Genomic DNA, 10,506 nt, shown 5'->3' with positions numbered 1-10,506 from the left:
GCATGAAAGTGCAGGCGAAAAAAAACGGCACGCCTTTTACAGCGTGCCGTTTTGCTTGTTGCAGCTAACCGTGTTGCGGGTGTGCCGACGTGTGCGCTTGCGCGTTACTTCACACGCATGCCTGGCTTGGCGCCGCTGTGCGGCTCGAGCACGTAGAGGCCGGGCTCGGCTTTCTCGTCGGTCGCCGACGCCGCCAGCACCATGCCTTCCGACAGGCCAAACTTCATTTTTCGCGGCGCGAGATTCGCGACCATCACCGTTAGCTTGCCGATGAGCTGCTCCGGCTGATACGCGGACTTGATGCCGGAAAATACGTTGCGCGTTTTCTCCTCGCCGACGTCCAGCGTGAGTTGCAGCAGCTTGTCCGAACCTTCGACCGCCTTGCAGTCGACGATCTTTGCGACACGCAGATCGATCTTCGCAAAGTCGTCGATGGAGATGACTTCGGGCGTGTCGTCCTTGTCCGCCGCGGCAGTCTTTGCGGCCTTCGACTTCGTCTTCGCGTCAGCTGCCGGCGCAGCCGCTTCCGGCGTGGCTTGCAGCGAGTCGCGATTGGCTGCCAGCAAGGCTTCGATCTGCTTGGGGTCGACGCGCGTCATCAAATGCTTGTACGCGTTGATCGGACGCGCCGAACTGAGCGGTACATTCGCGTCGGCCCACACGAGCGGCTCGATGCCGAGGAACGCTTCAACCGCTTCAGCGAGCTTCGGCAGCACGGGCTTGAGCGCAAGCGACAGCAGGCGGAACGCCTCGATGCTCACGCTGCACGTTTCGTGCAGCGCGACAGCGTTGGCCGGGTCTTTCGCCTGGTCCCAGGGCTTCGCCGTGTCGACGTAGGCGTTCACCGCGTCGGCCAGTTCCATGGTCTGGCGCAGCGCGCGGTTGTACTCGCGCGCTTCGTAGTTCGCGGCGATCTGCGGTACGGCGGCGCGCAGCGACGCGAGCAGCGGGTGCTGCATCGCGCTGTCCTGCACGCGGCCGTCGAAGCGCTTGATCAGGAAGCCGGCGGCGCGGCTCGCGATGTTCACGTACTTGCCGACCAGATCGCTGTTCACGCGCGCCTGGAAGTCGTCGAGATTCAGGTCGAGGTCTTCCATCGTGCTGTTCAGCTTGGCCGCGAAGTAGTATCGCAGCCATTCCGGGTTCAGGCCGGTGTCGATCACGCTTTGCGCAGTGATGAAAGTGCCGCGCGACTTCGACATTTTCGCGCCGTCCACGGTCAGGAAGCCGTGCGCGAACACGTTGGTCGGCGTGCGGTGGCCCGAAAATTCGAGCATGGCCGGCCAGAACAACGTGTGGAAATACAGAATGTCTTTGCCGATAAAGTGATACTGCTCGGCCTTCGAGCCCGGGCGAACCCACGCGTCGAAGTCCAGCCCGCGCTTCTGGGCGAGGTTCTTGAAGCTCGCGTAGTAGCCGACCGGCGCATCCAGCCACACGTAGAAGTATTTGCCCGGCGCGCCCGGAATTTCGAAGCCGAAATACGGCGCGTCACGCGAAATATCCCAGTCGGCGAGCTTCGCTTCACCGGCGTCGCCCAGCCACTCGCGCATCTTGTTGGTCGCTTCCGGCTGGGCAAGGCCGCCCACCCACGCGCGCAGGAAATTCTCGCAGCGCGGATCGGACAGGCGGAAGAAGTAATGCGTCGATGTCTTGCGAATCGGCGTGGCGCCCGAGACCACCGAGTACGGATTGACGAGCTCGGTAGGCTGATAGGTCGAGCCGCACACTTCGCAGCTGTCGCCGTACTGGTCTTTCGCGCCGCACTTGGGGCATTCGCCCTTGATGAAGCGGTCCGGCAGGAACATTTCCTTGACCGGGTCGTACGCCTGTTCGATATCGCGGGCGTCGATCAAACCCGCTTCCTTCAGCGCGAGATACACGTTCTCACTCAGGACGCGGTTCTCTTCGGAATCGGTCGAATAATAGTTGTCGAACGAGATCCCGAAGCTGTCGAAGTCGCGCTTGTGCTCCTGCCAGACGCGGTCGATCAGCTGCTTCGGCGTCAAACCTTCCAGTTCCGCGCGCAGCATGACCGGCGTGCCGTGCGTGTCGTCGGCGCCCACGTAATAGACCTCGTGCCCGTGCATTCGCAGCGTGCGGACCCAGATGTCCGTCTGGATATATTCAACCAGATGGCCAATATGGATTTGCCCGTTCGCATAAGGAAGGGCCGACGTGACGAGAACCTGGCGGCGGGCCGACGGCGCGCCTGCAGTGAGATCGGTTGCGGGTGCTGACATAAGGATGGTGGGAGCCTGCGGTGGGACGAAAGATCGATTCTAGCAGGGCAGGCGCCTGCGGGCGCGGCTTGCGCGGGCGCGCAGATGCCGCGCTGCCTCGGGCACTGCGAAAAGCGAGCGCCCAAAAAAAAACCGGGGCGATTAACCCCGGAGCAACAACGACAAGAGGAGAATGGTGACGCGGCGGCTTCGCCAGCCACGTACCGTAAAGACAGACAGCGGAATTTCGGGAGAGTTCGAAATTTTTTCGTCCTCGCGAGAGATTTTCCGCACGGCGTTTTTACAGCCGGCTCAGCATCAGGCTGCCGGCCACCGGATAACTGAATAGGCAACGCCGGTCAGCCCGGTGCTGCGAATCTCCGGCCCCAATTCCCCTGCTCAATCGTGCGTCGCTGTTATTGCGTGGTGTGCTGAGCCGTGGCGCGCAGATAGATTTCCACGCGACGGTTTGCTGCACGGCCGGCTTCGGTGTTGTTGTCGGCGATCGGCTGGTTCTGGCCCATGCCTTGTGCCGACAAACGCTGCGGCGCGACGCCGCGTTGCGCCAGATAGCCGGTCACGCTTTGCGCGCGATTGACCGACAGCGTCTGGTTATAAGCCGGCTGACCCGTGCTGTCGGTGTGGCCGACCACTTGGGCGATCACTTCCGGATTCTGCTGCAGCGTTTGCGTCAGCTGATCCAGCACCGGCGCGAACGACGGCTTGATCGCATAGCTGTTGGTGTCGAACGTGACGGAGCTCGGAATGTTCAGCTTGAGCGAGCCGTCCGGCTGCTCGGTGATCTGCGTGCCCGTGCCCTTGGTGGCGCCCGACAGCTTGTTGTGAATGGATTGCCAGTTGTAGCCGGTGATGCCGCCCACCGCTGCGCCGACGCCGGCGCCAATAGCCGCGCCCTTGCCGCCGCCGAAAATTGCGCCCAGCGCCGCGCCGGTGCCGGCGCCTACGCCCGTACCCACCGCCGTGTTAGTGCCCTGCTGGCTCGCGCAACCTGCGAGCAGGGAGCCCGAAACGGCGAGAATGGCCAGGCGAGTCGTGATTTTTGCATTCATTTTTGATTCCTTTCGAGTAAAGCGAATGACGCGAATAAAGCGCGCGAGTAACGCGCGCGGGTGAAGCGTCCGTGGCGCTAGAGCCTGCGTGGCGAACGTCACGGCACCAGAACAGACTGCTCGACAGTGCGAACAACCAAAGGGACACGCAAGCCAGGCGGAAAACCCCACGCGTTCTTCAGTCCCGGTCCGACAATGAAGAAGGGTCTTCCGGCAGCGCTCGACGTGAGCCACTACAATAAAGCCTGGCGCACGCAGCGATGCGGCCCCACGGCGTCCGCCGGCCCAAAGGGTGCCCGGCACGCCTGGTTTTCGCAATGCTGTCTAACAATTTCTTGCAATTCCGGCGCGTGGCCGAAGCTTCGATTGCGCCGCGCCGCAGGTGTTCCCTTGGAGTGTCAATGAGTATCGATCGGGCTTTGGTCGACGCTGCCCTCGCAGCCGTCACTGACCCCAACACCGGCCGGCCGTATGCCGCAGCCAGGAACATTAAAAACGTAGCCGTGGAGGGTGACACGGTTAACGTCGCGGTGGTACTCGGCTATCCGGCCATGCGCCAGTTCGAGGCCATCCGCAAGCAGTTCGCCGACGCGTTGCAGGCCGTGCCGGGCGTGGCGCAGACGCACATTCAGTTGTCGCAGGAAATCGCGGCGCATACGGTGCAGCGCGGCGTGAAACTCTTGCCGAATGTTAAAAATATCGTGGCCGTGGCGTCGGGCAAGGGTGGCGTCGGCAAAAGCACGACCGCCGTTAACCTCGCGCTGGCGCTGGCCAGCGAGGGCGCGTCGGTCGGCATACTCGACGCGGATATCTACGGACCCTCGCTGCCGCTGATGCTGGGTATCGAAGGGCGCCCCGAATCGCCGGACGAGAAGACCATGAACCCGATGACGGGCCACGGTCTGCAGGCGAACTCCATCGGCTTTCTGATCGAGCAGGACAACCCGATGGTGTGGCGCGGCCCGATGGCCACGTCGGCACTGGAACAGCTGCTGCGGCAGACCAACTGGCGCGATCTCGATTACCTGATCGTCGATATGCCGCCGGGCACCGGGGACATCCAGTTAACGCTCTCGCAACGCGTGCCGGTGACCGGCGCGGTGATCGTCACCACGCCGCAGGACATTGCGCTGCTCGACGCCCGCAAGGGCCTGAAAATGTTCGAGAAAGTCGGCATTCCGATTCTCGGCATTGTCGAGAATATGGCCATGCATATCTGCTCGAATTGCGGCCATGAAGAGCATATCTTCGGCTCGGGAGGCGGCGAGCGCATGGGTAAGGAATATGGCGTCGACGTGCTCGGCAGCCTGCCGCTCGACATTGCGATCCGCGAGCAGGCCGACTCAGGCCGGCCGACGGTAGTGGCCGATCCGCAAGGGCGCATTGCGGAGATTTACCGCACGATCGCGCGCAAGGTCGCGGTTCATATCGCCGAGCGCGCCCGCGACATGACGTCCAAGTTTCCCAACATCGTCGTGCAGAACACCTGACGAGCCCTTCGAACGACGGGCGAAAGGGGGCCGGGGGCGTCTATTCGCGCCTGGTCTCGCGGTATCATGTCGACTTCACAGGTTCGGCTCGGCAACCGCAGGGGCGGCCGCCAGCCGGCACGAGGATCGCATGGGAAAACGAATCGACTGGCAGGCGGTGCATGCTTTCATCGTCCTGACTGCCAGCAGTATGCTGTTATGCGGGTGCAGCGCTTTCCTGAGACCACAGGAAAAGCGCGCCGACGCGCAGTTGCTGCCCACCGTGGGCAATCAGGCGCGCGGCCTCGTTACGTTCATCGAGCGCTCGGACGGCGTTCAGGTTACCTACAATCTCGCGGGCTTGCCGCCTAACAGCGATCACGCGCTTCAGGTTCACGAGCGCGGCGACTGCAACGCAACCGACGGCTCCAGCGCGGGCCAGGTGTTCTCGCCGGCTGCCGAGCGTCTGAAGGCGGGTGCGCGCGTCGAAGGCGATCTCGGCAACATTCATGCGGACGCGAACGGCGTGGCAACCGGCTTCATCGTCGCCCCGGACGTCTCGCTCGACGGTATCCGTTCGGTCCTGCAACGCGCGGTGCTGCTCCATCACGACGCAACCGATCCCTACGCGTATCCGCAACATGGCGCGGGTCCCGCACTCGCTTGCGGTTTGATCCGCCAATGACGGGCTACCGCGTAGTTGCCTCGTTGCCCCAGCCCGTGGCCAGGCGGCCTGAAGCGGCCGGAACGCGGACGAAAGCGGACCAAAGCAAACCCAGGCGGCTACCTCGCGCTTATCAGTGGCGCGTATGTGCGGCAGCATCCTCGTGATCGCGTAAAATAAGCGCCTTTCGCCGCGGCGGCCGGCCGGCGTCATCGCCAGTGCGGCGCCGGGCAGCTTCTTGTGGAGCGCACCGGCAAAACCCGGCCCTGAAAGTGGGACAACCGGCCGCAACGTGCCCGGCACGCGCCGGGTTGTTATCCGTCACACTCCTGTTATTCACGTCGAGCAGCGTTCACCTATGACCATCAAATCCGACAAGTGGATCCGGCGCATGGCCGAGTCGCACAAAATGATCGAGCCGTTCGTGCCCGATCAGGTTCGCGTCTCCGAAGACGGCCGGAAGATCGTCAGTTACGGCACATCGAGCTACGGCTACGACATTCGCTGCGCCGACGAATTCAAGATCTTCACGAACATCAACTCGACCATTGTCGATCCGAAAAATTTCGACGAGAAATCGTTCGTGGACTTCAAAGGCGACGTCTGCATCATCCCGCCTAATTCGTTCGCGCTCGCCCGCACGGTCGAGTATTTCCGCATTCCGCGCTCGGTACTGACCGTGTGTCTCGGCAAGTCCACTTACGCGCGCTGCGGCATCATCGTGAACGTCACGCCGTTCGAGCCGGAATGGGAAGGTCACGTCACGCTCGAATTCTCGAATACGACACCTTTGCCTGCGAAAATCTACGCGAACGAAGGCGTCGCCCAGGTGCTGTTTTTCGAAAGCGACGAGATTTGTGAAACGTCGTACGCGGATCGCGGCGGCAAATATCAAGGTCAGCACGGGGTCACGTTGCCGAAGACGTGACGTCGGCAGCGCATTGACCCACCAGGTACACAGGGTGACCGCTGCAATCTATCCAGTGCAGCGGTCGTTCTTTTTGGAGAATCGCCCATGAAGTTCCGTTTTCCCGTCGTCATCATCGACGAAGATTTCCGCTCCGAGAACATCTCGGGTTCCGGCATCCGGGCTTTGGCCGAAGCAATCGAGAAAGAAGGCGCGGAAGTGCTCGGGTTGACGAGCTACGGCGATCTGACTTCGTTTGCGCAGCAGTCGAGCCGCGCGTCGTGCTTCATCCTTTCGATCGACGACGACGAGTTGCTGCCCTACGTCGAAAACGTCGTGGTTGAAGGGGAAACGCCGGAACTCGCGGCCGCCATCGTCGCGCTGCGCGCGTTCGTGACGGAAGTGCGCCGCCGTAACGCGGACATTCCGATCTTCCTGTACGGCGAAACGCGTACGTCCCGCCACTTGCCGAACGACATCCTGCGCGAACTGCATGGCTTCATCCATATGTTCGAGGACACGCCGGAGTTCGTCGCGCGCCATATCATCCGCGAGACCAAGGTTTATCTGGACTCGCTCGCGCCGCCGTTCTTCAAGGAACTGGTGCAGTACGCGGACGAAGGCTCGTATTCGTGGCACTGTCCCGGCCACTCGGGGGGCGTCGCGTTCCTGAAGAGCCCGCTCGGCCAGATGTTCCATCAGTTCTTCGGCGAAAACATGCTGCGCGCGGACGTCTGCAACGCCGTGGACGAACTCGGTCAACTGCTCGATCACACCGGCCCCGTTGCGGCTTCCGAGCGCAACGCCGCACGTATCTTCAGCGCGGACCATGTGTTCTTCGTGACCAACGGCACGTCGACCTCGAACAAGATCGTCTGGCACGGCACGGTCGCGCCGGGCGACATCGTGCTGGTCGACCGCAACTGCCACAAGTCGATCCTTCACGCGATCACGATGACCGGCGCGATTCCCGTTTTCCTCACGCCGACGCGCAACAACTTCGGCATCATCGGCCCGATTCCGCGGTCGGAATTCGAGCCGGAAAACATCCGCAGAAAGATCGAGGCGAATCCGTTCGCACGCGAAGCGCTGGCGAAAAATCCCGACCTCAAGCCGCGCATTCTGACGATCACGCAAAGCACGTATGACGGCGTGATTTACAACGTCGAGATGATCAAGGAAATGTTGGGCGAGTGGCTGGACACGCTTCACTTCGACGAAGCGTGGCTGCCGCATGCCGAGTTCCACGAGTTCTATCAGGACATGCATGCGATCGGCGCGGGCCGCCCGCGCATCGGCGCAATGGTCTTTGCCACGCACTCCACGCACAAGCTGCTGGCCGGTATTTCGCAGGCGTCGCAGATCGTCGTGCAGGATTCGAAGAACAGCCGCTTCGACAAGCACCGCTTCAACGAGGCGTATCTGATGCATACGTCGACGAGCCCGCAATACGCGATCATCGCTTCGTGCGACGTGGCCGCGGCCATGATGGAAGCGCCCGGCGGCACCGCTTTGGTCGAAGAGTCGATTGCGGAAGCGCTGGACTTCCGCCGCGCGATGACCAAGGTCGATACGGAATACGGCGACGACTGGTTCTTCAAGGTCTGGGGCCCGGACCAGTTCGCCGACGAAGGCATCGGTTCGCGCGAAGACTGGATGCTTCGCCCGAACGATTCGTGGCACGGTTTCGGACCGCTTGCCGAAGGCTTCAACATGCTCGATCCGATCAAGGCGACCATCGTCACGCCGGGTCTGGACATGGACGGCGGTTTCGGTGAGACGGGCATTCCGGCCGCGATCGTGACGAAGTACCTCGCCGAGCACGGCATCATCGTCGAGAAGACCGGGCTGTATTCGTTCTTCATCATGTTCACGATCGGCATCACGAAGGGCCGCTGGAATTCGATGGTGACCGAGCTCCAGCAGTTCAAGGACGACTACGACAACAACCAGCCGCTATGGCGCGTGTTACCGGACTTCGTCGCGCTGCATCCGACTTATGAGCGTGTCGGTTTGCGCGACCTGTGCCAGCAGATCCACAGCGTCTACCGCGCGAACGACATTGCGCGTCTCACGACCGAGATGTACCTGTCGAGCATGGAGCCGGCGATGAAGCCGTCCGACGCGTTCGCGAAGCTCGCGCACCGTGAGATCGACCGCGTACCCATCGACGAACTCGAAGGTCGTGTCACGTCGATTCTGTTGACGCCGTACCCGCCGGGCATTCCGTTGCTGATTCCGGGCGAGCGCTTTAACAAGACCATCGTCAACTATCTGCGATTCGCGCGTGAATTCAACGAGCGTTTCCCGGGTTTCCACACGGACATTCACGGGCTCGTCGGCGAGATGATCAACGGACGCATCGAATATTTCGTCGATTGCGTACGCGTCTGACAATGCGCTTCATGACGTTCCTCGGAAGCGACCGAGGCCGGCGACGCGAGTCGCGTGCGCCGGCTCGGGTGCGAGCGGCACAGCGCGCGCTGATGCGCACGTTGACCTGCGCGCTGCTGCTCGGCGCCGCGCCGCTCGCCGCGCGTGCGGAAGTCGCCGCAGCCGATCCGATCGATGCGGCGATGCGCACGTGTCTGGCACGCAGCGATATGTCGTCGACGATGGGGCAGGTGCAGTGCATGGAAACTGCGCGCATCGGCTGGAAGACCGCTATGGACAACGCATGGCAGCAGTTGCAGCCGGAGTTGCCGCCGGCACGGCGCAAGCAGTGGGAAAAGAGTCAGGCAAGCTGGCAGGCTTCGCGCGACGCAGAAACTCAACTGCTCGCGGCGGTATTCGCCACCACGCGCGGCACGATGTATGTGCTTGCCGAAGCCGATATGCAATTGCAGCCGGTGCGTGACCGGGCTCTCGCGCTGCGCAGCGCGGTCGCGAAAGCAAGTGCGGGTGGCGGCGATCCTCCGGGCCGTCTGCGCGCTTGCCGTGCGGACGCGCGCTGCGAACACGCGATGTTCGACCTGAATCGCTACTATCGCCGTCTGCAGGCAAAGATGCCGGCGCGCTCGCGTCCCACGCTGACGCGCGCACAAAAGGCGTGGACCGCGTATCTGAACGCGACGACGCCGGTCGTCGACGAACGCGGCCGCATCGACATCATCGGTGCGCGTGTGGCGACGCTCAAGCGTTTGTCGGAAACAGTCGGCAACGACTAGGCCTGCGAGCGGACAGGCGCGGCCTCATCTGAGCGCTCAGGTTAGCGCGTAGCTTTCGGCTTGCGGGTCGGGCAGCGCGACCGCGGGTTCGCCGCGCATATCGCGCAGAGCGTCTTCAATGATGAGAGACATGGTACTCAGCGCAAGGTCGTTGTCGTCGGTGCCGAACGGCTCCTCGATTTGCGACGCGATCGCTTCGTGCGCCATGAACGTGTACGCGACGAACACCGCGAACACCGGCGTAAAAATGCCGATGCTGTCGACGAGTCCAAACGGCAACGACGCACAGAAGAAGTACACCGTGCGGTGAATCATCACCGAGTAGGCAAACGGCAACGGCGTCGACGCGATGCGCTCGCACCCGCCGATCACATCCGACAAACCATTCAGATTCCGGTCGAACGCGAGTACGGCCATCGGATCAATTGAGCCCTTTTGCGCCTCGCGCTGCACCCATTCGCCAAGAACCAGCATCAACGTTGCCGGTTTGTAGCGCGATGTCATAACGCGTTCGAACAGCGCAGGCGGCAGGCGTGCGGCGAGGTCCTCGCGCGGATCGCTCCTGCGAAGCTGATGGCGCAGTGCGTGCGGCAACGCGCCCAACGCGGCGCAAAACTCGGCCAGGTTTTCGTTCGGCAACTGCGTCGTTCGCAAGGTCAGCGCCTGGCGAGCGAGCGAACGCGCGTCGTTCAGCAATTGGCCCCAGAGCTTGCGCGCTTCCCACCAGCGGTCATAACTGGCGTTGTTTCGAAAGCCGAGAAACACCGCGAGAGCGATGCCGATGAGCGAGAACGGCGCAGTCGTGTTGAGGTTCAGCGAGATGGGCAACAGATGATCGTGCGCCGCGACCGCAACGACCGAAATCGCGAAAATAAGGAAGAGCCGGGGAAGCAACTGCGGAAGCACCGAGCCGCGCCAGGCGAGCAACATGCGGAACCAATGGAGATGCGGACGGATGATCATCGGTGTGCTTTGCCGTGAGCGATGGAGTTTCTATTATCGCTTGT

The 10,506-nt window shown here is 62.4% G+C and carries 8 protein-coding genes; 5 read left to right on the top strand and 3 right to left on the bottom strand.

What is annotated here, in order from left to right; translation table 11 throughout:
• Positions 1–104: 104 nt before the first annotated feature.
• Positions 105–2,243: a methionine--tRNA ligase gene (metG, locus tag ACTJLB_RS11565; RefSeq protein ID WP_408423580.1), complete on the bottom strand. Its 2,139-nt coding sequence runs from the start codon at positions 2,241–2,243 to the stop codon at positions 105–107.
• A 395-nt stretch (positions 2,244–2,638) separates the two neighbouring features.
• Positions 2,639–3,292 carry an OmpA family protein gene (locus ACTJLB_RS11560; RefSeq protein WP_020065184.1) on the bottom strand — a complete coding sequence of 218 codons (654 nt, stop codon included), beginning with the start codon at positions 3,290–3,292 and terminating at the stop codon, positions 2,639–2,641.
• A 401-nt stretch (positions 3,293–3,693) separates the two neighbouring features.
• Here ACTJLB_RS11560 and apbC point away from each other — a divergent pair, with 401 nt between their 5' ends.
• The 5 genes from apbC (at position 3,694) to ACTJLB_RS11535 (ending at position 9,499) form a co-directional block, all read left to right on the top strand.
• On the top strand, positions 3,694–4,782 hold the full coding sequence (gene apbC / locus ACTJLB_RS11555) for an iron-sulfur cluster carrier protein ApbC (RefSeq protein ID WP_087751359.1): 1,089 nt from the start codon (positions 3,694–3,696) through the stop codon (positions 4,780–4,782).
• Between the two features lie 130 nt (positions 4,783–4,912).
• A complete protein-coding gene (locus ACTJLB_RS11550; protein ID WP_020065186.1) occupies positions 4,913–5,446 on the top strand; it encodes a superoxide dismutase family protein in 534 nt (177 codons plus the stop codon).
• A gap of 337 nt (positions 5,447–5,783) precedes the next feature.
• Positions 5,784–6,353, top strand: a complete 570-nt coding sequence (gene dcd, locus ACTJLB_RS11545) for a dCTP deaminase (RefSeq protein ID WP_006048517.1) — start codon at positions 5,784–5,786, stop codon at positions 6,351–6,353.
• A gap of 87 nt (positions 6,354–6,440) precedes the next feature.
• Complete coding sequence (locus ACTJLB_RS11540; protein ID WP_020065187.1) at positions 6,441–8,726, top strand: arginine/lysine/ornithine decarboxylase; 2,286 nt, start codon at positions 6,441–6,443, stop codon at positions 8,724–8,726.
• A 92-nt stretch (positions 8,727–8,818) separates the two neighbouring features.
• On the top strand, positions 8,819–9,499 hold the full coding sequence (locus ACTJLB_RS11535; RefSeq protein ID WP_440783341.1) for a lysozyme inhibitor LprI family protein: 681 nt from the start codon (positions 8,819–8,821) through the stop codon (positions 9,497–9,499).
• Positions 9,500–9,535: 36 nt separating this feature from the next.
• On the opposite strand, the gene ACTJLB_RS11530 is transcribed toward ACTJLB_RS11535, so the two are convergent.
• Positions 9,536–10,462 (bottom strand): bestrophin family protein, encoded by a 927-nt coding sequence (locus ACTJLB_RS11530; RefSeq protein WP_310065640.1) that lies wholly within the window; start codon positions 10,460–10,462, stop codon positions 9,536–9,538.
• Positions 10,463–10,506 lie beyond the last annotated feature (44 nt).

The organism is Paraburkholderia sp. 22098 (genome assembly GCF_052045935.1).
Taxonomy (GTDB): Bacteria; Pseudomonadota; Gammaproteobacteria; order Burkholderiales; family Burkholderiaceae; genus Paraburkholderia; species Paraburkholderia caledonica.
The sequence above is the reverse complement of the archived record's forward strand: the minus strand, read 5'-3'. Positions and strand labels throughout refer to the sequence as shown.

Bases quoted from the DNA above. Each gene is read 5' to 3' on its own strand.
- metG (WP_408423580.1), bottom strand. From the start codon at position 2,243: ATGTCAGCACCCGCAACCGATCTCACTGCAGGCGCGCCGTCGGCCCGC.
- ACTJLB_RS11560 (WP_020065184.1), bottom strand. From the start codon at position 3,292: ATGAATGCAAAAATCACGACTCGCCTGGCCATTCTCGCCGTTTCGGGC.
- apbC (WP_087751359.1), top strand. From the start codon at position 3,694: ATGAGTATCGATCGGGCTTTGGTCGACGCTGCCCTCGCAGCCGTCACT.
- ACTJLB_RS11550 (WP_020065186.1), top strand. From the start codon at position 4,913: ATGGGAAAACGAATCGACTGGCAGGCGGTGCATGCTTTCATCGTCCTG.
- dcd (WP_006048517.1), top strand. From the start codon at position 5,784: ATGACCATCAAATCCGACAAGTGGATCCGGCGCATGGCCGAGTCGCAC.
- ACTJLB_RS11540 (WP_020065187.1), top strand. From the start codon at position 6,441: ATGAAGTTCCGTTTTCCCGTCGTCATCATCGACGAAGATTTCCGCTCC.
- ACTJLB_RS11535 (WP_440783341.1), top strand. From the start codon at position 8,819: ATGCGCACGTTGACCTGCGCGCTGCTGCTCGGCGCCGCGCCGCTCGCC.
- ACTJLB_RS11530 (WP_310065640.1), bottom strand. From the start codon at position 10,462: ATGATCATCCGTCCGCATCTCCATTGGTTCCGCATGTTGCTCGCCTGG.